The organism is Clostridium hydrogenum (genome assembly GCF_021432385.1).
Taxonomy (GTDB): Bacteria; Bacillota; Clostridia; order Clostridiales; family Clostridiaceae; genus Clostridium_S; species Clostridium_S hydrogenum.
Map to the genome: position 1 here is coordinate 233,550 of NZ_JAEACT010000003.1, position 24,030 is coordinate 257,579.

At 31.3% G+C, this 24,030-nt stretch carries 21 protein-coding genes and 1 riboswitch; of the genes, 2 read left to right on the top strand and 19 right to left on the bottom strand.

What is annotated here, in order from left to right; genetic code table 11:
- Positions 1-28 precede the first annotated feature (28 nt).
- A complete protein-coding gene (locus CUEA01_RS14380) occupies positions 29-1,042 on the bottom strand; it encodes a CotS family spore coat protein (protein WP_234122383.1) in 1,014 nt (337 codons plus the stop codon).
- A gap of 333 nt (positions 1,043-1,375) precedes the next feature.
- Here CUEA01_RS14380 and CUEA01_RS14385 point away from each other — a divergent pair, with 333 nt between their 5' ends.
- Positions 1,376-2,500, top strand: coding sequence for a glycosyltransferase family 4 protein (locus CUEA01_RS14385; protein ID WP_234122384.1), 1,125 nt, complete (start codon positions 1,376-1,378; stop codon positions 2,498-2,500).
- A gap of 256 nt (positions 2,501-2,756) precedes the next feature.
- On the opposite strand, the gene CUEA01_RS14390 is transcribed toward CUEA01_RS14385, so the two are convergent.
- The 10 genes from CUEA01_RS14390 to CUEA01_RS14435 form a co-directional block, all read right to left on the bottom strand.
- Positions 2,757-3,404: an HAD family hydrolase gene (locus CUEA01_RS14390; protein ID WP_234122385.1), complete on the bottom strand. Its 648-nt coding sequence runs from the start codon at positions 3,402-3,404 to the stop codon at positions 2,757-2,759.
- 146 nt (positions 3,405-3,550) lie between these two features.
- The gene (locus tag CUEA01_RS14395; RefSeq protein ID WP_234122386.1) at positions 3,551-4,123 is read right to left on the bottom strand and encodes a GNAT family N-acetyltransferase; all 573 of its coding nucleotides are present in this window, start codon (positions 4,121-4,123) and stop codon (positions 3,551-3,553) included.
- Positions 4,124-4,467: 344 nt separating this feature from the next.
- Complete coding sequence (gene buk / locus CUEA01_RS14400) at positions 4,468-5,538, bottom strand: butyrate kinase (protein WP_234122387.1); 1,071 nt, start codon at positions 5,536-5,538, stop codon at positions 4,468-4,470.
- Positions 5,539-6,098: 560 nt separating this feature from the next.
- Entirely contained in the window at positions 6,099-7,055 is a 957-nt protein-coding gene (locus tag CUEA01_RS14405) for an L-lactate dehydrogenase (RefSeq protein ID WP_234122388.1), read from the bottom strand.
- 156 nt (positions 7,056-7,211) lie between these two features.
- Positions 7,212-8,507, bottom strand: coding sequence for an ABC transporter substrate-binding protein (locus CUEA01_RS14410; protein ID WP_234122389.1), 1,296 nt, complete (start codon positions 8,505-8,507; stop codon positions 7,212-7,214).
- A gap of 166 nt (positions 8,508-8,673) precedes the next feature.
- The gene (locus CUEA01_RS14415) at positions 8,674-10,056 is read right to left on the bottom strand and encodes a radical SAM protein (RefSeq protein ID WP_234122390.1); all 1,383 of its coding nucleotides are present in this window, start codon (positions 10,054-10,056) and stop codon (positions 8,674-8,676) included.
- 485 nt (positions 10,057-10,541) lie between these two features.
- Positions 10,542-10,925, bottom strand: coding sequence for an aspartate 1-decarboxylase (gene panD, locus CUEA01_RS14420; RefSeq protein ID WP_234122391.1), 384 nt, complete (start codon positions 10,923-10,925; stop codon positions 10,542-10,544).
- Positions 10,926-10,931: 6 nt separating this feature from the next.
- Positions 10,932-11,774: a pantoate--beta-alanine ligase gene (panC, locus tag CUEA01_RS14425; RefSeq protein ID WP_234122392.1), complete on the bottom strand. Its 843-nt coding sequence runs from the start codon at positions 11,772-11,774 to the stop codon at positions 10,932-10,934.
- A 23-nt stretch (positions 11,775-11,797) separates the two neighbouring features.
- Positions 11,798-12,625, bottom strand: a complete 828-nt coding sequence (gene panB, locus CUEA01_RS14430; protein ID WP_234123351.1) for a 3-methyl-2-oxobutanoate hydroxymethyltransferase — start codon at positions 12,623-12,625, stop codon at positions 11,798-11,800.
- Positions 12,625-13,473, bottom strand: a complete 849-nt coding sequence (locus CUEA01_RS14435) for a Rossmann-like and DUF2520 domain-containing protein (RefSeq protein WP_234122393.1) — start codon at positions 13,471-13,473, stop codon at positions 12,625-12,627. The genes panB and CUEA01_RS14435 overlap by 1 nt, the downstream gene beginning before the upstream one ends.
- Positions 13,474-13,744: 271 nt before the next feature.
- On the opposite strand from CUEA01_RS14435, the gene CUEA01_RS14440 reads away from it, so the two are divergent.
- On the top strand, positions 13,745-14,452 hold the full coding sequence (locus CUEA01_RS14440) for an MBL fold metallo-hydrolase (protein WP_234122394.1): 708 nt from the start codon (positions 13,745-13,747) through the stop codon (positions 14,450-14,452).
- Between the two features lie 657 nt (positions 14,453-15,109).
- On the opposite strand, the gene thiE is transcribed toward CUEA01_RS14440, so the two are convergent.
- From thiE to CUEA01_RS14480, 8 genes are all read right to left on the bottom strand, one after another.
- Positions 15,110-15,784, bottom strand: a complete 675-nt coding sequence (thiE, locus tag CUEA01_RS14445) for a thiamine phosphate synthase (protein WP_234122395.1) — start codon at positions 15,782-15,784, stop codon at positions 15,110-15,112.
- A complete protein-coding gene (thiM, locus tag CUEA01_RS14450) occupies positions 15,771-16,589 on the bottom strand; it encodes a hydroxyethylthiazole kinase (RefSeq protein ID WP_234122396.1) in 819 nt (272 codons plus the stop codon). Before thiM ends, thiE begins: the two co-directional genes overlap by 14 nt.
- Complete coding sequence (gene cytX, locus CUEA01_RS14455) at positions 16,547-17,782, bottom strand: putative hydroxymethylpyrimidine transporter CytX (protein ID WP_234122397.1); 1,236 nt, start codon at positions 17,780-17,782, stop codon at positions 16,547-16,549. The genes thiM and cytX overlap by 43 nt, the downstream gene beginning before the upstream one ends.
- Positions 17,775-18,581, bottom strand: a complete 807-nt coding sequence (gene thiD, locus CUEA01_RS14460) for a bifunctional hydroxymethylpyrimidine kinase/phosphomethylpyrimidine kinase (RefSeq protein WP_234122398.1) — start codon at positions 18,579-18,581, stop codon at positions 17,775-17,777. Before thiD ends, cytX begins: the two co-directional genes overlap by 8 nt.
- A 133-nt stretch (positions 18,582-18,714) precedes the next feature.
- Positions 18,715-18,813, bottom strand: a riboswitch (TPP riboswitch).
- 65 nt (positions 18,814-18,878) lie between these two features.
- Positions 18,879-19,712: an alpha/beta hydrolase gene (locus tag CUEA01_RS14465; RefSeq protein WP_234122399.1), complete on the bottom strand. Its 834-nt coding sequence runs from the start codon at positions 19,710-19,712 to the stop codon at positions 18,879-18,881.
- A 178-nt stretch (positions 19,713-19,890) separates the two neighbouring features.
- Positions 19,891-20,880, bottom strand: a complete 990-nt coding sequence (locus CUEA01_RS14470; protein ID WP_234122400.1) for a type I phosphomannose isomerase catalytic subunit — start codon at positions 20,878-20,880, stop codon at positions 19,891-19,893.
- 62 nt (positions 20,881-20,942) lie between these two features.
- On the bottom strand, positions 20,943-21,707 hold the full coding sequence (locus CUEA01_RS14475) for a DUF2971 domain-containing protein (protein ID WP_234122401.1): 765 nt from the start codon (positions 21,705-21,707) through the stop codon (positions 20,943-20,945).
- Between the two features lie 105 nt (positions 21,708-21,812).
- Complete coding sequence (locus tag CUEA01_RS14480) at positions 21,813-23,909, bottom strand: HAMP domain-containing methyl-accepting chemotaxis protein (protein WP_234122402.1); 2,097 nt, start codon at positions 23,907-23,909, stop codon at positions 21,813-21,815.
- Positions 23,910-24,030: the final 121 nt, after the last annotated feature.

A 24,030-nucleotide genomic window follows, 5' to 3' on the forward strand; every position in this document is an offset into this window, starting at 1 on the left:
ATACCACCTTCAAAATCATATTTTCCATTTAATGCCTATACTTTAATGTTCTTAATTCTTCAATAAACTCCTGTTTTTCATCCCTATCCTCTTCAATCTTTTTTAGTTTATTTAGAAAAAATTCTTCACCCCAAGGCTGCTTTTCCCAATAATACTGTATTCCAACTTGCCAATATTCCTGAGGAAATTCCATGAATGCAGCCATTATTGGTATATCTGTATTTTCAATTTTATAAATAGAATTATATACATCAAACATAAAGAACACAGTTTTTATATCCCATTTGCCATTTTTCATTTTTCTAATAAGCATACTTGAAAGGTCATGAAGATGTGTATCCAAAATACAGTAATCAAAATCTATTACATTTATTTCAGCTTTAGAATTTATAAGAATATTGTGATGTGCATAATCATGATGACAAAAACCTTTGAAAGCTATCTCTTCATTCATTTTTACCAAATACTCACTGCTAATTATATGATTAATTGAATTTTCAGCTCTAATTAATTCCTCTTCCATCATTTTTAAATAATTACAATCAAATTCTGTTTTTTTATCCTTCTTACCAATCCTGTTTTTAAAATCGAGTATTTCATTTTTTCTAGTTTTAAATTGTTCTATCCATTTAAACCACCCAATTCTAGGATTCATATCCTCAGTAATTTCAAGGCCTCTGCTTTTTATGTGTAAATTTGCAAGTGCAGCTACCGCAGCAATTAATTCTAGCGGATTATCATAATTGCATTCTCTCGAATTTATCCACTCAGTCAAATAGGCATACTTATTTCCTAATTTAATATATTGCTTTTTATCTAAAGTCTTAGCAATTTCAGGTATGCTTTTGAACTTATTATTTATAAGGTGCTGTATTGCAGATAATATAAATAAAAAATGACCATAATCATATGATATGACTTTTAAGCAATACTCATTTTCATTTGTTTTAATTTTGTACACATTTTTTATTTTTTTCACTTCTTCGGCTGATATACCATAATTTTTACTTAACAGCTCTTTAATACTTAATATGTCATCCATTTAATTCACACCATTTTAACATTATTAATTAATGCACCATACCAAATCTATTTATAAAATGGTGCACCTACAAGATTATTATATGATTATTACTCATGCTATGTGATAAACAATGCACATTTCACTATGAATACCCCCCTTCAACTATTGAAATTCATGTCACACTTACGCTCAATTGTTAATATTAATATATAATAGGTAAACTTTCGTGATTGTTAAAGATAAACCACCGTGAAACTTGAAATTCATTTGTACCAAAATGCCGTCTTCTGGGCATTATGGTTCACATGAATTTTAATAGTTAATCTGGTTTATCTATAAGGAGATGTTTAAATGAAAATTGGGATTGATGCTAGGGCAATAACCTTATATAAAGGCACTGGAATTGGAACATATACAGAAAATGTAGCTAGAGAACTTTTAAAAATTGACACTAAAAATTCATATACATTATACTGGTGCGGCACTAATTATAAGTCTTTTTTTAAAGACAATTGTAATATTAACCTTCTATCAAAAGGACACCACAATTTCTTCGAAACTAAATATTTGCCTTATAACATAATGAGCAATAACCTTGATATATATCACATACCTCAAAACGGAATTGGTTTTAACGAAAATCTGCCTTGTTTAAAGTTAGCTACAATACATGATTTGATACCATATGTTATGCCAGAAACAGTTGGAAGAGGATATTTACTTAAATTTCTACGAAGTATGCCTATAATTATTGAAAAATGTGATGCTTTAATAACTGTATCTGAATATTCTAAGAAAGATATACTTAAATTTTTTCCAGTAGATCCTAATAAAATTTTTGTAACCCCTCTTGCTGCAAATAGTAATTACAAAGTTTTAAATAAACAAAATTGTAAAAATTACCTTTCAAAAAAATATAACTTAAACGATAAATTTATTTTATATATAGGAGGCTTCAGTCCTAGAAAAAATGTGAATGGACTTATAGAAGCTTTTAGTAGAGTTTCAGAAAATATATCTTGCAATTTGAAACTTGTTATTGTAGGCTCTTACAAAGATGATATTAAAAATTTAAATTTGCTTTGCAGTAAACTCAACATTATAGGCAAGGTTATATTCACAGGATACGTCGAAGAAACTGAACTTCCGATTTTCTACAACACATGTGAAATTTTTGTTTATCCCTCACTTTATGAAGGCTTTGGATTGCCACCCCTTGAGGCTATGAGCTGTGGTGCACCTGTAATAACCTCTAACACTACTTCAATACCAGAGGTAGTTAAAGACAGTGGAATTTTAATAAATCCTAATAAAGTTTCTGAAATAGAATCCGCAATTTGGAAGGTACTTGCTGATGATGAGCTTAAAAATAATTTAAAAGCTTCAGGATTAAAAAATGCACAAAATTTCTCTTGGGAAAAGACAGCTAGAAAAACCTTGGAGGTTTATGAGAAGATTTATGGGGAAACACTTTAAAGGCAGAGTACAGATAACAGAGTACAGTTAAGGTTGATTTGCCCTCCTTGCGTCGGGTAAATCTTAAACTTAAATGTTGTCAGCTTCGCTGAGCAACATTAGGACCTCGATTGCTTACGCAATCAAAAAAACAAGTTTTAAGATTTTTGGGAGCTTTGCTACAGAAAATCATCCTTCACTGTACTCCGTACTCTGAAAAAGAGTTCTCTTTTTCAGCATTGTAGTTAAATATCTTTACCAGCAATTCCCCACTAATTTATTCTTGTAAAAAATTAATAACTTCTAATAAATTTGAAAACTTGCCATATAAAATTTTTTCAATTTCCTCTGTAGGTTGTACCAAATCAGGTATCATAATTGGTTTTAACCCTGCATTATGCGCAGATAGTATACCATTAACAGAATCTTCTAAAGCTATACACTGTTTAGTGTCAACTTTTAATAAACTGCATGCCAATAAATACAAATCTGGATGAGGTTTAGTTTTTGTAACCATATCACCACTTACAATCACTTCAAAATATTCACAAATTCCATGATCATGTAGATGTTTTTCAATTTCCCACTTTGGAGAAGATGAGGCAAGTCCTAATCTATAACCATTTTCATTCAAATACTTTAGTAACTCATATAACCCCGTTTTTACTGGGATCTTATTTTTACTATAATAATTTTTAATAAAATCAGAAGTATGTTTCCTTAATTCATCCTCGTTATAAAATTCACCAAATTCACTATTCCAAAGCTGATGTGATTCTTTTATACTCATTCCCATAGTTTTAAATGCCATATATCCAGCTTTACCAAGCCCCATTTTCTCACCTGCATAATCCCAAGCCTTTATAAATATACGTTCAGTATCAAACATCAGTCCATCCATATCAAAAATAACAACTTTATTCATTATATATAACCCACCTTAATGCTAATCTATAGATAAACAATCTGGAAGATTGAAATTGCTAATGCCAAATTCATCATGTTAAATTGTAATTTATCAGGATAAACCTGGTATTTGCAATTTCAATGTTCTAAGTTGTATGTCTTTATTTACAGCTTCAAGTACCATATAAACTGTACCTCATCCCTCAAATCTTCATCACTATAATAAGCATACTCATTTATTGCTCCCAATACTGCTCCTTGTTTATAATAAAATTTGCAAGCTGGAACATTGTTATTTTGGCATTCTATTTTCATCTGTTTGAATCCATTTAGCTTGGACCAATCCACTGCCATATTGAATAATTTTGTGCCAACACCTCGCCCTTTATATTTATCATCAACTCTTATATCCCAAAGCACACTCATATCCTCTCTTCCATCAAGCATATTAACTCCCTTTGTTTTTGAAGCAACCGTACAAGCACCTATTGGAATTTCATTATCAAAAGCCATAAAAAATACCCAATTGGATATATCAAATTGCTTTGAATACTCCTTTGGGTTTTCATATACACCTAAATCTTTTATACTCTCTTTAACAGGTATTTCCTCAAATAAAACTCCACCTAATCCATTTTGAATTTTTTCCAATTTAAATACACTCTTTACATTAACAAGCATAGGAATTTTATCATAAGCTCCAAAATACGATTCATCAATTTTCTTATATGTAATCATTTCTCACCCTCCATTCCAATATCTTGAATTTAGTATAACATACTAACTAATAAAAGCAATTACTACTTTATTCAAATTTCACAACTTAAAATTATTGCGAACTAATTAAATTAAAGTACAAAGTATAAAGTACAAAGTACAGTGAATGATGATTTTCTTCCGCTTTGCTACAGAAAATCTTATAACTTATTTTTGATTGCTTACGCAATCGCATCACACTGTTGTCAGCGAAGCTAACAACAGTTAAGTTTAAGATTTACCTGACGTAAGGAAAAGTAAATCATCCTTCTTTGTACTCTGTACTCTGTACTTTGTACTTTGAAAAAAGGTTCGCAATGTTTAAGTTATTCGTACTTCATAATTTTTTCTTCTCCACTTAAAGCTCTAATTGCTCCCTGTGCTAAAGCAAGCATTTCATCTTCTCCTGGATAAACTACTATAGGTGCTATAAAGCTTACCATTTTGCTTATAAAATCAATCATTGGTTTTCCGTATGCCACACCGCCAGTTAAAATTATGGCATCTACCTGACCATTAAGTACGGCTGCTGCTGCTCCTATATCCTTTGCAACTTGATACCCCATTGCATTATATAGTAAGGTTGCTTTTGGATCACCTTCCATTAACCCCTTCTCTACAACCCTTGCATCGTTTGTATTGAAATACGCTACAAAACCACCTTTTCCAGTTATTTTTTTCAAAACTTCTTCTAAGGTATATTTACCGCTAAAACACATCCTAGCTAAATCACCTGATGGAACTCCTCCACTTCTTTCTGGTGAAAAAGCACCTTCCCCATCAAGAGCATTGTTTACATCTATTATTTTACCTTTTCTATGTGCACCTACAGAAACACCACCGCCCATGTGTGCTACTATAACGTTTACATCTTCATATTTCTTGGAACTTTCTCTAGCATATCTTTTAGCTACTGCTTTTTGATTCAATGCATGAAATATACTTTTTCTAGGGAGCTCTGGTATTCCCGAAAATCTTGCTATCTCCTCCATTTCATCTACCACTACTGGATCTACTATAAATGCAGGCTTACCAATAGAATTACCAATCTTATTTGCTATTATCGCTCCAAGATTAGATGCATGTTCTCCTCGTACATTTTCCTTTAGGTCCTTCAACATACTGTCATTCACCTCATATGTACCACTTGGTATTGGTTTTAATAATCCACCTCTACCGACTATTGCATCCATATCTTTTACATCTATATTTTTTTTCTTTAATATACCCAAAATTACTTCTGTTCGGAAATCCTGCTGATCGGCTACACTTTTAAATTTACCAATTTCTTCTGAGGAATGTCTTAAAGTTTCTTGAAATATTTCCTTTTCTCCTTCATATACGGCTATCTTAGTTGATGTTGATCCCGGATTTATTATCAATAATTTATAACTCATACAAACACTTCCTATACTTTAATTTTACTTTAATTTTGCCCATTTTTTGAAATATTAAACTATACTTTAAATTTCAATAATTGAAATGGTATATCAATATAAAACAACTTTCTTATATTATCCATTTTGGCAAAAATTATTTGTATCATATAATTTATATTAATAATATGCTAACTTCTAAGGAAATATAACTTTTTATTGTAATAAAAAAACTGTCACACGAAAATTACTTAATACGTAACTTAAAATTAATGCGAAGTATTAAACCAAAGTACAAAGTATAAAGTACAGAGTACAAAGAAGGATGATTTACCTTTCGCACTGCTCAGGTAAATCTTAAACTTAAATATTGTCAGTTTCGCTGAGCAACATTAATGTTGCGATTGCGTAAGCAATCAAAAATAAGTTTTAAGATTTTCTGTAGCAAAGCGTAAGAAAATCATCCTTCTTTGTACTTTGTACTCTGTACTTTGTACTTTGATTTAGTTGGTTCGCAATGTTTAAGATTTGTGTATAAAATAACTTTATATAACAGTCCCTCTTTAGTATTACAACAAGTACTATTTTACTACTGTTGCAATTCCTCTTTTTAAAACTTCTGCACTTTCTGATAACTTTTTAACTTCATCCTCCGTTAAAGGAACTTCTATTTTTTTTGAAACTCCCTCATCAGATATTAAACAAGGTATACTTAATGCTACATCTTTCAAACCGTATTCCCCGTCAAGTGTAACAGAAACTGGAACTATGCTAAGCTCATTTAACAAAATAGCTTTAACTAATGTACATACACTTGTTGCTATTCCGGCACTAGTATATCCTTTTAAATTAAGTATGTCTGTTCCAACTTGCTTAACTCTATCTAAAACCTCATCACGATTTATTTTATCAGCATTTCCCTCAAGTTTTTCCCACTTATTTATTGGTACACCTGCTATAGATACAAGGCTCCATGCAGCAAAAGCACTTTCTCCGTGCTCTCCTAAAATATATCCTTGAACATTTTTTGTATCAACAAGATAATTTTCAGCAAGAATTCTTATAAATCTAGCAGTATCCAAAAATGTTCCTGTACCTATTATTTTTTCTTTAGGATAATCAAAGTTATTTTGAGCATAATAAGTTAAAATATCCACTGGATTTGTAACTATAATTATTATTGCTTCTTTAGTATATTCACAAATAGATTCCATTACAGATTTCATAACATTTACGTTTTTAGCTGCTAAATCTAGTCTTGAAATATTTTCATTTGGTTTTTTACTTGGTCCTGCAGATACTATTATTATTTGTGCATCAGCACAATCCTTATATTCACCAACTCTAACTCTAACATTTGGACTATATGGGAATGAAGTTGTGTGGCTCGCATCTAGTGCCTCTCCCTCAGCTTTATTTATATTGTTATCAATTAGTGCAATTTCCGCAACTAGATTTAATGATAATATTGAATTCAATATACTTGAACCAACCATTCCTGCCCCTACTAAAACTATTTTATTCTTTGTAATCTTCATTTTTTTCCTCCCTTATGTATAGATAAACCGTTTCAAGTTTCAAGTGGTTTATCTGTATAGATATACCGTTTCAACTACCAAAATCAATTTGCATCATAATGCCCAGAAGACGGCATTTTGATACAAATTAATTTTGAAGTTTCAAGCGGTTTATCTCTATTTATATCTTTGATCAAGATATTTTTGAGAATCATTAATTATTTCATCGATATCTTTATTTTTGGTTATATCAGCATTGGTATTGTTAATTATGTAATCTCTTATTTCTGCGTAATTTTGATTATAGCTAAAATCAGAAAAAAACTTGGCTGAATTAATATACATTTTATACATATCATTATTATTTTTTATGTATGAATTTTGTTTATGCATCTTATCATAATTGTAGGCAGATGCATTACTTGAACAAAGTCCATAAACAGAAAATTGATTATAAACAGAATTTTTGTCTCCAGTTATAAATTTTACAAATTCGGTAGCATATTCTTTATTCTTAGAAGAATCGGAAATCATGAAGTTTGTTCCATTAATATAGGCAGTATTATTTCCCCCATCTTCAAACGCTGGAAGTCTCTCTAATGCAATATTCCCTTTCAAGTTAGGATAAGTTTTCTCCATATACAACACATCAGAAATTGTTGCCATAATAGATATACTACTTCCATTATTAAATGCAGCAAATTTATCACTATTTGAATTAATATCTATATCTATATTCTTTTTTAAAGTATTATACATAAACTCATTAGCTTCCATTATTGTATCATTTTTAATATCTAATTTTCCATTATCATCAAAAAAATCAGTTCCAAGTTCATTCAATTGAATATCATATAACTGGCTAATACTTGAGATAGTCATTAAATTTTTTCCTTGAGGTTTTATTTGATTTTGCAGGCTAACATAATCCTGCCAAGTCCTTATATCTGCTGAATCCATGCCTAAATTTTTAAGTATATCGCTTCTATAAAGCATAAATACTGGCTGAGTATACCATGGATATCCATACACCTTGCCTTTTCTTGATAAATTATTTATCCTATTATTTAAAAACATTCCTTTCTTTATATCGCTATCTTGTGAAACGTTAGCAAATTTATCTGAAAACCCATTGATAAGCATAGCTGCATTAGTATCTAGAACTTCTATAGCATCTGGCAATCCTTTATTGTTACTGCAATCGTTAATATAATTAACTATTATATCCTTAGGCTCCATTGTAACAACGTTTACCTTTATATTGGGATATTTCTTATTAAATATACCAATTTGATCTCGTATAATATTCTTATCATTATTACAAATCCATACTGTAATATTTCTGACAATATCTTTCTTTTTATTTTTATTACTTTCCTTATGATTAACATTCTTTGATTGGCATCCAACAATGCTAACCATAAAAATTAAACTTATAAGCACAGTTAATATTTTACTAAATCTATTTTTCATAATTTTATTACTCAACTCCATTAATCATTGTTACGTTGATTGTCCAACCTTATTTAGAATTATACATTAGTATACCACATAATTATAATCTATAAAAAAAAATTAGTAAAATACAAATAAAAAATTTATCTGAATCTTACTAATTTGCTTTTAAATATTTAATTTGTCAGCCCTTTGCCATCTTGTCATTTCCTTTTTCATTGAAGATTTCTTTCCATGCTTTATCAGCTTTTGGTTTAAAATCTTCAGCTAATTTGTCAAGCTCAGACATAAACTCAGCGTCATGTAACATTTTTTCTGCACTTGGATCTGTAGTATGTGCACCTACTTTTGCCACAACTTCTCTAACAACATTTGTATTATCAATCATCATGCATGGTCTTAGCATATTTTTATTATAAGGTTGTATTTCTCTTAAAGTTTTAAAAAATTCGGTTTTAAAAGCATCTATAAGTGGTTTCCCTTTTAAGTTAAATGTGGAGAAATGTGCAAAAATGCACGGCTCAACTTCTTCCTTTGAATTGATATGGCAATAATATTTACCAGCTATGCAACCTCCAACATATGGAGCATCATTAAAGAAATCTATTGTAAAATATGGTTTCGTAACTCTTATTTTTCTAGTTCTTTCGCCTAAGGCAAGTCTTTGATCTGATGTAAGCATCAAATTTACATCTGGTGATTCACCTACAGGCATATAAAGGAAGTACCAACTCATTTTAGCACCCTTTTTAACAAGTAAATCTATAAATTCATCAGAAGTAACAACATCTAAATTAATTCTATTTACTGCTGATGAAACTCCAAACAATACGCCTCTTTCATGAAGTAAATCCATTGCCCTCATTACCCCTTGAAAAACTCCTTTTCCTCTTCTTCCATCAGTTTCTTTTTCAAAACCTTCAAGTGAGAACATAGGTATTACATTTCCAAGTTTCTTAAGCCTATCCGCAATTTTTTCGTTTATAAGTTGTCCATTTGTAAATGGAGTAAACAATACATCATTAAATTCCTCATATATATCAAGCATATAATCGTTTATAAATGGTTCTCCTCCAAGTATAATTATATAATAAATTCCTAATTCTCTAGCTTCCTTTATAATCCTTTCAAGTTCTTCTCTTGGAATATCATCTTTTTTACTGTATTTAGCTGCATAACATCCTGTACATTTTAGCGTACATCTCATAGATGGGCTTATAAGTATTGTAAATGGCAGTTTTGTACCTTGTTCACTGAAGATTTTATCTCTTATGGGCCCACCATACCATACTGCATTAGCAAAAAAGTTACCAAAAAATTTTTTTAAGCAATTCTTATCCGTTGTCGATAATATATTCTGTGCAAGTTCATGAATTGCTGGATTATTTTTATATAAGTCATACACCGTCTCAATGCTTTCCTTACTTTCTTGATCTTTTATTGTGTGATCCAAAATCTGAAATAATTTATCAACGTTTTTTTCTGGATTTTTATCTAAGACGCTAGTGACAGCTTTTACAAGTGCTTCTTTAACGCCTTTCTCCATATAGCTAATAATATTATTCATTATTATTCCCCCCCAATTTAATGTTGATCTCATTATTATCCCTTATACTAGCAACTCTTCTCTTGTGATAAAGGCAGCTATTAAAAACTTCTTACTTTAATTTATATTCATGGTATCAAATAATATAACACTTTTTCTATTCTCAATACTTGATTATGTATAATAAAAAATTAGTTAACCATAATAAAAAAATGCGAACCCTTATTCAGAGTACAGCTGACAGAGTACAGAGTACAGTGAAGTATGATTTTCTTCCGCTTTGCTACAGAAAATCTTATAACTCATTTTTGATTGCTTACGCAATCAAAAAATTAATGTTGTTCAGCGAAGCTGACAACATTTAAGTTTAAGATTTACCTGACGTAAGGAAAGGTAAATCAACCTTAACTGTACTCTGTCATCTGTACTCTGTACTCTGATTTAATGGCTCGCAATAATTATATCTTACGGCTTAACTAACTATTAGCACATGTCTCATTAATTTTCTATTTTATCTCCCCATGTCTTTCATAATCAAAGACACTCTGTATACTGTTATCGTCATTTACAAACACAACTGTTGGTCTTAATTCTTTAGCCTCTTCTGGTGTTACGCTGCAATAACACATTATTATTATTCTATCACCTTTTTGAACGCACCTTGCAGCCGCACCATTCAAGCATATCATACCACTTCCTGGCTCACCTTGTATTACATAGGTTTCAAATCTATTGCCATTATCAATATCTGCTATCTCAACTTTTTCATATTCAAGTATTCCTGCAGCATCCATTAATTCCTTATCTATAGTTATACTTCCAACGTAATTTAACTCTGCTTCTACAACTGTTGCTCTGTGTATTTTAGCTTTTAACATATTTAACTGCATATCCTTCTACCTCCAAGTAAAATTATCTATAAGACGAGTTTTTCCTATATACACTGCTATTGCAACAAGAACACTGTCACTTATCACTGAAACCTTCTCTAGGTTTTCACTGCCTACAATCTCAACATAATCTATATTACTAAGGGGTTCTTTTTCAATTTTGCTTTTTATTATTTCTATTAATTTATCTGCGCTTCTTTCGCCGTTTTCTAGGGCTTCCCTAGCCTTTTTCAAACTTAAGTTCAAAATGACAGCTGCTTTTCTTTCCTCTTCTGTAAGATAAGTATTTCTAGAACTTTTAGCAAGTCCATCTGCTTCTCTTACAATTGGACATCCTACTATTTCTATATCAAAGTTTAAATCTCTTACCATCCTCTTTATAACTGCAAGCTGCTGTGCATCCTTTTCGCCAAAATATGCTCTATCAGGAGTAACAATATTAAATAGTTTTGAAACTACAGTACACACGCCTCTAAAATGTCCAGGTCTTCTTGCCCCACATAACACTTCTGTAATTTCATCAACATTTACATAGGTTTCTGCATCTTTAAAATACATCTCTCTTGGTTCTGGATTAAATAAAAGGGCTGCTCCACCTTCCATGCATACAGCTTCATCTCTACTTAAATCCCTTGGATAAACTGCTAAATCTTCCTTTGGTCCAAATTGAATTGGGTTTACAAAATCACTTACAACCACTCTATCATTTTCTTTTGCAGCTCTTTCTATGAGACTTTTATGACCTTCATGCAAATATCCCATTGTAGGAACAAGTCCTATACTTAACCCTTGTTTTTTCCACTCTTTTATATTATCTCTAACTTCTTTTATGGTATAAACAGTTTTCATCTGCAAACACTCCTCTAATATCTTTAATAAAGTTTTTCAATAACACTTTCATCTATTTTAAAAGTATGTTCTTCAGCTGGAAAAGCCCCTGCTTTTATATCTTCTATATATTCTTTAAAAGCAGCCTTCATAGTATCCCCAACCTTTGCATAACTCTTTACAAACTTAGGCTTAAAATCACTAAAAATTCCAAGCATATCCTGATAAACAAGTATTTGTCCATCACAACCAGCCCCTGCGCCTATGCCTATAGTTGGAATAGTTATATTATTTGAAATAATTTCTGCAAGTTTAGCTGGCACACATTCAAGTACTAATGCAAATGCTCCTGCGGCTTCAATTTTTTTTGCATCTTCAATCAATTCTTTAGCCCTAGCTTCACTTTTCCCCTGAACTTTAAAACCTCCAAAAGCATTTACCGATTGAGGAGTAAGACCAATATGACCCATTACAGGAATTTGAGCTTTTACAATTGCTTTTATCCTGTCACACATATCTTGTCCACCTTCAAGCTTTATTGCTTCTGCTCCTGCTTCCTTTACCAATCTGCCTGCATTTACAACAGCATCATAAACTGAAGTTTGATATGACATAAAAGGCATATCTACTACTACAAGCGAATTTTTAGCACCCCGTGCAACTGCCTTACCATGATGAATCATATCTTCCATAGTTACACTTAAAGTATTTTCATAGCCTAAGCACACCATTCCAAGCGAATCACCAACAAGAATACCATTTATTTCACTCTCATCTACTAATTTTGCCATTGAATAGTCATAAGCCGTCAGCATAGAAAGTTTTTCTTTAGTTTCCTTTGCTTTTTTAAAGGTTTCAACCGTATTTTTCATCATTTACTGCCTCCTAAAAAATTAATGATTTTCTCATAATCTTTTTCTTTGTTTTTTTCCAAGGCTAAATACAATAACTGACGTGAAAGCCCTTCATAAAGCTCCCAATGCTCTTCTGGCATAACTTCAATATGATGTTTTAGAGTTCCTAAATCTCCTCTTTCTATTGGACCTGTAAGCGAATTTGTAGTTCCATTGTTTTTTATATTAACTACATTCGCATGTATAAGAGGATAAAGAGCCTGCACTGCTATGCTTTTATCAACACCACATTTAGCTAAATAACTTTCACCAATACTTATTACAGAAAGCACCATATTAGAAACCATAACATTAGCAAGATGATATAACGATTTTTTATCCGCAGCTATTATAAGTACATGATTTCCCAATTTTTCAATAAAAATTTTCAAAGTTTCTAAATACTTTTCATCACCTTCAATTGAAAAATAAGCATTATTTAATTGTTTATACGTATTGTATTTATCTGAAAATGGAAACATAGGATGAACTGAGTATCCGAAGGCACCTTTGCCTTTTATATCAGAAAAGATGTTAGATGATAAACTTCCGCTGGTATGAATTATAAGTTTATCTTTTATTTGAATATTTTTTATACTTTGCCAAATCTTTTTAATTTCATCATCAGGAGTTGTTATAAATAGCATGTCACTCTCAATTACAATATTCTCTAATTTATCATACGCCTTTGAGTTTGTAAACTCTGCTGCATGTTTTGCAGAATTGTAATTTTGACTATAATATCCACTTAATTTTATATCATTTACGGAAAAATATTTTCCAAGCGAAAAGCCAACTTTTCCCGCTCCAATAAAACCTACTTTCAATGTACCACCCCCATATAACTGAGGATTGACGCTATCTATACATTTTCTCTGTCTCATTCAAAAGATACGAGCAGAATATAAATATAATTTAAAATTTTAAGGTGAAGTTCATTTTGGATACTTCCCATCCTGAAACATAGAATATCATAAACTATATGCATTTGCAATAAGTGAATATTTGGCATTATACTTAAAAATATATACAGAAACTCATGGTGCTTATCACAAAAATCATGATAAAAAATAATTTATTTGAAAAGGAAGTCTTATTATGAATCAAGAAATTATTAGGATTGATTTAGACGGTGTAAACTGCTACCTACTAAAGGAAGATGCCAAATTTATTTTATTTGACACTGGCGGCCATCTATTTATGGACAAAGTTTTTTCCAACAAACGTGAAAAACTTGAAAAAGAACTTGAAAATTACGGCTGTACCCAAAATAATCTAGTTCTCATAGTATTAACTCACGGCGATAATGACCATACATCAAATGCTGCTTTTCTTAGAGAAAAATATAATACAAAAATAGCAATGCATGAAGCCGATATAGAATTAGTACAAAATCCATCATTAGAAAATGCACTACAAAACTGTAATTACAAATCTATTATTTATAAAATCATTTCTCTATTAGCAAAAAAACAAATAAAAAGTCTCACCGAAAATGTACTTAAGGAATTCGAACGTTTTACTCCAGATATTATTATTAATGAAGGTAATAACTTATTACAATACGGCTTTCACTGCAAAGTCCTTCACATGCCGGGGCATACCCATGGATCTATTGGCATTTTAACCGAAGATGGAAACCTCATTGCTGGCGACACTCTAGCTAATATGAAAAAACCATCCCCTGCACTAAATGCTGTAGATTTTTCAAAACTCACTGAAAGTATTAATCGATTGAAATCTATGAATATAAAAAATGTATATCCTGGTCATGGCAAACCGTTTAAAGTAGAAGATATGAAATAAACATTGCGAACAAAGGTATAGTGCAAAACCAAATAACAAGGGACAGGTACATTAAAAATAATGTGGTCTACGAGTATCTCGAAATCTTAAATAAAATTAATAAACCTAAGTGGCAAATTTTCCGAAAACTTAAGAACTTTCAATAACTCGCTGAGAGGAAGCTCAAACAATTGAAAGTTCTAAAGTTTTCAAAAAATTCCCCACTAAGGTTTATACAATTTTATTTAAAATATTTCTTCGACACTCGTATACCACATCATTTTTTTAATGCACCTGTCCCTTGTTATTTTGATACTTGTACCACACCTTTATTTCCAATGTTTAAATAAGTTCGTATTACAAAGTTTAGATGCAGGAACTTTTGGTAGTTGAACTAGTTTAAATAGATATTAAAAACTTACCTAAACAAGGGTGTAGTACAAAAACTTAAATAATAAGTAGGAGCTCTGCATAAAAAAATGATGTGATTAATAGCGTTGAAGAAACATTTAAATAAAATTTTATAAATCTTAGGGACTAAATCGCAAAAGTCTTAGAAATTTCAATTGTTCGAGCTGCTTCTTGCGAGTTATTGAAAGTCCTTAGAATTTTGCGATTTAGTCTCTTAGATTTATTAATTTTATTTAAGTTTTCAAGATGCTATTAATCACATCATTTTTATGCAGAGCTCCCACTTATTATTTTGTTTTGCACTACACCTTTGTTCACAATAGTTTTAACAGCCCTCTTTAAATCCTCTGCTGCTTTTTCAATATCCTTTTTACCCAATATAGCTGAAATAACCGCAATCCCATTAATCCCTGTTCCTGCAAGTTCATCCACATTATTTTGACTTACTCCACCAATTGCAACAACTGGTATATTAACTTTTTTTACTATTTCTTTTAAAGTTTCTATGCTAACATCTTCTGCATCCTTTTTGGTGCCAGTTGTGAAAACTGCTCCTACTCCAAGATAATCAGCACCATCTTTTTGTGCTTTTAAAGCTTCTTCTACAGTATGCGCTGAAACTCCAACTATTTTATTTTCACCTACAAACTTCCTCGCTATATCACAAGGCATATCACTTTGTCCTACATGAATACCAGCAGCATGAACTGCCAAGGCTATATCTAACCTATCATTAATTATAAGAGGTACCTTATATTTATCTGTAACCTTTTTAATATTCACTGCTATATCATAAAACTCCTTAGTTGAAAGGTTCTTTTCTCTCAATTGTACAAGAGTTGTCCCACCGAGTATTGCCTTTTCTACTGCCGCTTCTAACTCAATACCACAAAGCAAGCTTCTCTCCGTAACAAGATATAAGCTATAATCAATTTTCTTCATTAATATTGCCTCTTTTCACAAAATCCTCTCCTGTTAAATTAAAAACTTCATCTATAAGTTTCACCCTAAAACTTCCACTACCTTGATCTTTAGTAAGTTTTTCATGAGCTTTTTCACCAGACATACTCATAGTCAAAATTCCTGCTGCAGCTGCCAATAAATAATCTTTAGTGACACCGCAGTATGTTCCCACTAAAGCCGTAGTCATGCAGCCTGTTCCAGTAACCCTTGTAAGCATTTTAGTCCCATTTTTAAGAACAAGCACTTTATTTCCATCAGATACATAATCATATACTCCAGTTATTGCAGCAACTGTGTTTAAGCGGTTTGCACAAATTTTTGCAACTTCTTTTGCATCGTCTGTTAAAACTTCCTCTGAATCAACACCCTTTGCTGCTCCATTCATACCACACAATATTTTTATTTCTGCTAAATTACCTCTAATAACAGCAAATTTGATTTCTTTTATGAGCTTTAAAGCAGTTTCTTTTCTGTACGGCGTTGCCCCTACACCAACGGGATCTAACACTACAGGAATTACAAGTTCATTTGCCTTTTTACCTGCTTTTATCATGGCTTCTATAGTTCTCTCATTTAAAGTACCAATGTTTATTACAAGTGTTGAAGCTATTGATACCATATCCTCTACTTCATTTATGTCATCTGCCATTACCGGAGAGCCTCCAACTGCTAAAACAATATTTGCACAATCATTTACTGTAACATAATTAGTTATATGATGTACAAGGGGTTTTTTCTCCTTTACGCTACATAAGAGTTCTTTGAAGTTTTCATTAATTTCCATTTGTTTACATACCTCCAACTAATTAAATATATTGTACCTGTTATTATCATACTTGGCAGTGTTGCTCCAAATATGAAATCTAGTTTTATAAATAAATAATAAACTGCTACTCCAATTGCCCAAACTAGAACTGCTCCAACATTTAATAATAGCTTGTCTACTATTTTGGTTTGTTTTTTTATTATAAAATAGTCTGTTAATAATACTGCAAATAACGGTGCAAAAACCGAACCTATTGCATAGAGAAAGTTTGTGTAATTATCCATATTAACAAATAAGGATGCGGCCGTTCCTATTATTGTTATAGCTATTGCCGCAGTCTTTTCATTAAGCTTCGGCACTATGTTTAAGAAAGTAACTCCAGCAGAATATGCATCCATAAAGGTAGTTGTTACTGTTGAAAGTACAACAATTCCAAAGGCTGATACTCCAAGATTTGCAGCAAGCATCATAGCTGACGGATCGGGATTTTTAGAAACAATCGCTGCTCCAAGTCCTATAATAAACATCCAGGAGCTTCCAACAAAATATCCTATGAAACTGCCAAAAGCACCCTCTCTTTCATTCTTAGCAAACCTTGTGTAGTCTGCAACCATAGGAAGCCAAGAAAGCGGCATTGCAATTACAAGTTCAAGTGCACCACCAAAAGAGATTCCTTTGCCTTGAGGCCTAGAAAAAAGTTTACCACTTTTAAAAACAACCCATCCAAGTACGAGAGTAAGTATAAATAAAAGCACTACTGCTATAGAATTAATCTTTTTAAAGCCTGTCATACCAAAAGCTATAAATAATATAATTAGCACTGCCGTAAATATGCTCCACAAGGGTATATTGTTTATATTCCACATTGTTTTACTTATTAAATTTAAAGACTGAGCACAAGAATTTATCATAACTGCTGTCCAGCCAAGAAGCTGAAACACATTTAATATTGAAAACAAATATGTACCATATAACCCAAATGATATTCTTGTAGAAGTAATTGCTGGAACCTTTTCACGCGTACCTATTATACCTGCAAATATAAATATTCCCGTACCAATAAGATGTCCTAATATTATAGCCAGTAGTCCTTTTTTAAAACCTAAGGTCGCTATAGAACCTCCTGTTAAAATCTCAGCTATGGAAATAGCCGCCCCACACCATAACAGCACAAAATCTAAAAAATTTAATTTGTCTTTACTATTACTCATAGTTAAGTCCTGCCTTTTTGCATAATTCATAAAAATGGTTTGTTGGACCTGAACCGTGCCCTATTGGAAGTGAATGTTTTATAGCAGTTGTTATATACTTTTTAGCATTACCTACTGCTTCTTTTATATTCATTCCAAGTGCTAGATTTGATGCTATTGAAGAGGACAGTGTGCAACCTGTGCCATGAGTATTTTTAGTGTCTATTCTCTCATTTTCTAAATAAACAAATTCTTCCCCATCGTATAAAACATCTATTGCAGCACCGGTTAAATGTCCTCCCTTTATTAATACATTTTTAGGTCCCATACCATATATAATTTTTGCAGCCATCTCCATGTCAGAAATATTTTCAATTTTAATTTTAGCTATTATTTCTGCCTCTGGTATATTAGGGGTTACAACTGACACAATTGGTATAAGCTCTTTTATAAGTGTTTCAACTGAATTTGGATTCATAAGTGAATATCCCGATTTAGACACCATGACAGGGTCTAATACAATATTTTGAGGTTTATATTTTTTTAGTTTTTCTGCTACCTTTTTTATACCTTCAATTTCAGATATCATCCCTATCTTTATCGCATCAACTTCAATGTCATCAAAAATAGCATCGATTTGTTTTCCTATAATATCTGGACTTATATTCTGGACATCAATAACTTCCTTGGTATTTTGAGCTGTGACTGCGGCTATTACACTCATTCCAAAAACTCCATGCGCAGAAAATGTTTTTAAATCTGCTTGAATGCCTGCACCTCCGCTAGAATCTGAACCTGCAATTGTTAAGACTTTTTTCACGAATATTTCCTCCTCATATAACTTCTTGTATCATTGGGGAAATAAAGAAAGGTGGGTTTTTATGCATTTTAACAAAACCTCTAAAAAATAAAAAATGCTTACTTTTTAGGTAAGCATTTATTTCAAACAAAAATACATAAATCTCTTTGCTCCCTACGGTAGTATTAACTACGTCAAGTTCAAAGGGTCAGGCTTTAACCTTCTCAACCAAATGGTCCCCCCGCAATACAATTATTATTAAATTTTATTACAACCCCATTATATACTCAATTACAAACCTTGTAAAGCTTTCTTTTATTACTGATTACTATCACTAAATACAGTATTTATCCAATCAATACTAAGCTTCATCCATGAAGACACATGAATATTAAGTTGAGTTCCATCTTCATTAGTTTCTTCTGTAGCAAGAGATAGACCATGTCCTCCATCTGGATATATATGCATTTCAAATGGTATATTAAACTTTCTAAGTTGTTTTACGAACATTATTGAGTTTTCCATTGGTACACATCCATCTTCAAAGGTATGCCATATAAATGTTTTTGGAGTTTTTTCTGATACCTGCTTCTCAAGAGATACTTCCTCAAGCAATTCTTTAGATGGGTTTGTTCCAAGTAAAGCATCAAAAGAACCTCTATGTGCATATTCTCCTGAAGTTATTACTGGATATGATAAAATTAAAGCATTAGGCCTTGTTAATCCTCTTTTTATCCCTTCTGTTTTAAAAAGATATTCCTTATCAAAGTGGACTCCCAAATGAGCTGCCAAATGTCCTCCAGCAGAAAATCCACAAACTGCAATTTTATCAGTGTCTACCTTCCATTCATCTGCATTTTCTCTTATTATAGTAATTGCTCTTGCTGCATCTAAAATTGGTTGTGGATACTTTGCAGGTGAAACACTATAGTATAAAACAAAAGCATTAAAGCCAGCTGAATTATATTTCATAGCTATAGGTTCTGCTTCTCTTTCAGAGGTAAATTCATATCCACCACCTGGAAAAATTAAAACTGCAGGTCTTCTTTTATCGCCAGATAAAATATAAGTATCCATAGTAGGTCTAAAATCTAATTTTCCGTAATTATTGTAACTTAAATTTTCCCATATATCTATTGTTTTATTAATCATAATAACATCCCCTTTATGCAAATCAATTCACAATGCACGATGCACAATTTACAATTAAGGATGATTTTCTGCTATCACAGAAAATCTTACAACCTATTATTTTTTTAGTTTTTTCTCCGCTCGCGGAAAAAAACCAACCTTCATTGTGCATTGTGAACTGTGAATTGTGAATTGATTTCTAGTATTCTATTTCACTTAAAATTTCCTTTTCAACCTTTTCAACATCAGGAACATAGCTCTTTAAAAGTTTCATATTTCCTTTAAATGTATATTTACCTGTTGAAGCTGGTATTAAAACACTGTCTCCGTAATTAATTGCTTCACTCTTACTATTGTTCTCCCCATAGAAAAGTTCTCCTTTTCCATCAACGCAAGTAAATATATAAAATCTCTCTTCATCGCTTGTCTCTATAAGTTCTTTTTCAAAATCATAAAGTTCAAGCGAAAAATCTCTTCCAAGACAAAGATAAGTTTTTTCATATCCACACTTTTTTACTTTAACTCCTTCGCTTTTCTTGCCACGTAAACTTAAATCTATTACATCAAGGGCCTTTTCAACATGAATTTCTCTACCTCTATTGTAATCTGAAACTCTGTAAGTAGTATCACTATTTTGTTGAATTTCCGCCACTATAACGCCTTCACCAATAGCATGTATCATGCCACTTCTTACAAGGTAAACCTCACCCTTTTGAACTGGTATTTTGTTCATATATTCATCTATTTGATCTTTTTCTAATGCCTTTTTAAGCTGCTCTTTAGTGCAATTACCTTTTGTTCCCACAACTAAATTGGCTCCTTCAAAAGCTTCAACAACATACCAAACTTCAGTTTTTCCCATATCGCCTTCTACTCTTTTAGCATACTCATCATTAGGATGAACCTGAACAGAAAGTTTGTCCTTTGCATTTATTAATTTAACAAGGAGAGGAAACCAATCTGGACTTATTTTTGTTCCTAAAAGTTCACTGCCCTTTTCCTTTATCAAATCATCAAGTCTTTTCCCTTTAAACTCACCATTTGCAACGACGCTAGTTCCATTTTTATGGCAAGCCACATCCCAACTTTCGCCTATATTTCCATCTGGTAGATTATCTCTAAATGCTTCTAAGTCTCTACCTCCCCAAATTTTATCATAATATAAATTTTCAAATTTTAATGGATACATAAAAAAACCCTCTTCCTTAAACTTATACTTTAATAGTATCTCTAATTATAATTTATATACTTTTACTTATCAATACATATACTTTTAAAATTAAATAATTTATTATTGGTCTTTTCAAATTTATATATTGGACATTTTATAGTATTATGAGCTAATTTCTTTATATACTCCATATTTTCACTGCTGCAATTTAACCCTAAATACAATGCGCTTGGCTTTATTGGAAGTCTCATATTATTGCGCAGCTCTTTGCTTTTAAATATTATTCTCCATTCTTTTTCATAGTTCCAGCTTATATGCTTTACCTGCATCATAAAAAAAAGCATATATGCAGTATCTTCTGTTTTATTATTAATTAAATCCCTCAAAATATTAGTTATATCATATCTCTCAGTTTGATAAACCACTGGAAATAAATACTTTGAAAATCTATTTTTATAATCAATTTTTGAAAAATCATATTCCATGCACATTCCTTCATGATTTCCAGCATAATGTGTCCACATTGGCATGCTATTAACTTCCTCAGAAAAACAGCAAATTTTAACATCCTGTTTAAAAGAATTAAGTAATTTTGAAACATCAATATCCTTGAAAAATTTTTTTACTTCATTTTCATTAAAGCATACGCCACAGGAATCAAATGGATCATTAAAATCATCTGGATTTGAAAACCAAAGTTCATTATTTATAAGTGTGTTTATCTTGCTTTTATCTATAACCTCATATTTATATAGTTTTTTAGGAAAATTATTATATTTTAATTTATAAGCCTCATCTTTTTTGCCCTCAAAAAATAACTTTTTATATTCATTTATCCATTCCAAAATATTTTACTCCTTACCATAAATAATATTTAGTTTTTACACAATTCCTATATATTATTTAAGGCACAAAAAGCTGTTGTATTCTAATACAACAGCTTTGTCTTTTTAATATTTTCCAAATTCTACATCGTTTAAATTAATCCTTACATTATTGTTATCATCATCATTACTTTTCTTCGACATATTTTGCAGCATCTCTAATACTTGAGGATTCAATTTTTCAATTTCATATTTATCAAAATTTCCTTTCTTAAGCTTAAAGTTATTAACTAAGTTTTTAAGCATTTCAGATTGACTAAGAAGTTCCTCACTTGCTGCTGCACTTTCCTCTGCTGTTGCAGAATTAGTTTGTATTACTTCTGATACCTCCATAATACCTTGATTTACTTGAGAAATACCAGCTGCCTGCTCATTGGATGCAGTAGCAATATTCTCCACAAAATTAGCCGTGCTAGAAGTAATCTCTACAATTTTATTTAAAGCTGCTGCAGTTTCATCAGCAATTTTACTTCCAACTTCTGCTTTCTTAATTGAACTTTCAATTAATGCTGTTGTCTCTTTAGCTGCATTTGCACTTCTTGCTGCTAAATTTCTTACTTCCTCAGCCACCACTGCAAAGCCTTTTCCCTGCTGTCCTGCCCTAGCCGCTTCAACTGCAGCATTAAGTGCTAATATATTTGTTTGAAAAGCAATATCATCTATAACTTTTATTATTTTTGAAATATTACTTGAAGATTCATTTATTTCATTTATAGACTTTAACATTTCCTGCATACGTTCATTACCATTCAATGCATTCTCTTTTGCTGTTAATGACATTTCGCTTGCTTTTTTAGCATTGTCAGCATTTTGGTTAGTTTGCGCTGAAATTTCTTCTAACGAAGCTGTTAATTCTTCTACCGAACTTGCCTGTTCAGTTGATCCTTGAGATAAAGCCTGAGCCGAATCAGATACCTGCTTAGCTCCTGTTGCAACCTGCCCCGCTGCACTATTTATCTCACTTACTACTTTATTAAATGAAGCTATAATTTTGTTCAAAGAATTCTTAATCTCAATAAAGTCACCCATATATTCTCTATTTACGCCTACATCCAAATCTCCAGCTGACATGTCTGTAAGAACACTTGAAATCTCTTTTATATATGAATATATATTTTCCACACTATAATTCAATGCATTTTTTATAGCAGCATGATCACCTTTATAATCACCTACAACTCTTACGCTAAGGTTTCCTTTTGCAACTTCATTAAGTACTTTTGAAGCCTCCTCTACAGGTTTTACAACAGAATCCAAGGTACTATTTATTCCCTTAATAATTTCACTATAACTTCCTTTAAAATCATCTACGTTACCACGTACACTTAACTTTCCTTCCTCTGTAGCCTCATTTATATTTTTTAAACCTTCTATAAGACCATTAATGGTTTCTTTCATTTTAATAAATGAATCTACAAGGTCTCCAATTTCATCTTTTCTATCTGACTTGACCTCTATATCCATATCACCAGCTGCTAATTTATCTGCCATATTAACTAATTTTTTTACTGGCGTTCCTATGATTCTAGACATAAAAATGCCTATGCCTACCGCCAAAAGCATTCCTATAATAATTATTATAACCATAATAACGTTAGCTGCTTTAGCATTACTCATATTAGTATCTGAACTTTCTTTTGCAAGTTTAACTTTTAAGCTCATTAATTTGTCAATATTATTTTGAACTTCTGTTGCTATTTTACTTCCATCAGTACTTAGATTATTAATAGCCTCACTATCTTTATTGCTTGTAATCAAATTTACTTCCTTGTCTCTAAAGCTCCTAAAATCGCCTAGAGAATCTTTTAATTTTCCAAAATATTCTTTAACTTGCTCATCTAAAATGCTTTTTTCAAAAATATTCAAACTATTGTCAATACTTTTATCGAAGGTATTAAATTTCTCAATGTTATTTTTCATTTTTTCACTATCTTTATTGATAAGCAAATCTCTTAATGCAATTCTTTCTCTTTGATACCCCTCTATTACATTTGATAACTCCGGCAGCGTCGAAGTATGTCTCTCATACATTTCCAAATCAAGATTCTTGGCTTTGTTCAAACTTATAATACCTACAACTCCAACTGCACCTGCAATTAACGCAACCAATACATATCCCAAAATCAACTTCTTCCCAATCTTTAAATTATAAAACCACCTCATAATATTCTCCCCCTATTATATTAACTTTAACTTAATTAATAATATACACAAATTTAATGTTATACCTTATAATCTAATTTTAAGTAACCGTTGACAATTTCATTTTATTATAAACTTCGAC

Coding starts and splice junctions, on each gene's coding strand:
- CUEA01_RS14380 (WP_234122383.1), bottom strand. CDS start 1,042: ATGGATGACATATTAAGTATTAAAGAGCTGTTAAGTAAAAATTATGGT.
- CUEA01_RS14385 (WP_234122384.1), top strand. CDS start 1,376: ATGAAAATTGGGATTGATGCTAGGGCAATAACCTTATATAAAGGCACT.
- CUEA01_RS14390 (WP_234122385.1), bottom strand. CDS start 3,404: ATGAATAAAGTTGTTATTTTTGATATGGATGGACTGATGTTTGATACT.
- CUEA01_RS14395 (WP_234122386.1), bottom strand. CDS start 4,123: ATGATTACATATAAGAAAATTGATGAATCGTATTTTGGAGCTTATGAT.
- buk (WP_234122387.1), bottom strand. CDS start 5,538: ATGAGTTATAAATTATTGATAATAAATCCGGGATCAACATCAACTAAG.
- CUEA01_RS14405 (WP_234122388.1), bottom strand. CDS start 7,055: ATGAAGATTACAAAGAATAAAATAGTTTTAGTAGGGGCAGGAATGGTT.
- CUEA01_RS14410 (WP_234122389.1), bottom strand. CDS start 8,507: ATGAAAAATAGATTTAGTAAAATATTAACTGTGCTTATAAGTTTAATT.
- CUEA01_RS14415 (WP_234122390.1), bottom strand. CDS start 10,056: ATGAATAATATTATTAGCTATATGGAGAAAGGCGTTAAAGAAGCACTT.
- panD (WP_234122391.1), bottom strand. CDS start 10,925: ATGCAGTTAAATATGTTAAAAGCTAAAATACACAGAGCAACAGTTGTA.
- panC (WP_234122392.1), bottom strand. CDS start 11,774: ATGAAAACTGTTTATACCATAAAAGAAGTTAGAGATAATATAAAAGAG.
- panB (WP_234123351.1), bottom strand. CDS start 12,625: ATGAAAAATACGGTTGAAACCTTTAAAAAAGCAAAGGAAACTAAAGAA.
- CUEA01_RS14440 (WP_234122394.1), top strand. CDS start 13,745: ATGAATCAAGAAATTATTAGGATTGATTTAGACGGTGTAAACTGCTAC.
- thiE (WP_234122395.1), bottom strand. CDS start 15,784: ATGAAGAAAATTGATTATAGCTTATATCTTGTTACGGAGAGAAGCTTG.
- thiM (WP_234122396.1), bottom strand. CDS start 16,589: ATGGAAATTAATGAAAACTTCAAAGAACTCTTATGTAGCGTAAAGGAG.
- cytX (WP_234122397.1), bottom strand. CDS start 17,782: ATGAGTAATAGTAAAGACAAATTAAATTTTTTAGATTTTGTGCTGTTA.
- CUEA01_RS14465 (WP_234122399.1), bottom strand. CDS start 19,712: ATGATTAATAAAACAATAGATATATGGGAAAATTTAAGTTACAATAAT.
- CUEA01_RS14470 (WP_234122400.1), bottom strand. CDS start 20,880: ATGTATCCATTAAAATTTGAAAATTTATATTATGATAAAATTTGGGGA.
- CUEA01_RS14480 (WP_234122402.1), bottom strand. CDS start 23,909: ATGAGGTGGTTTTATAATTTAAAGATTGGGAAGAAGTTGATTTTGGGA.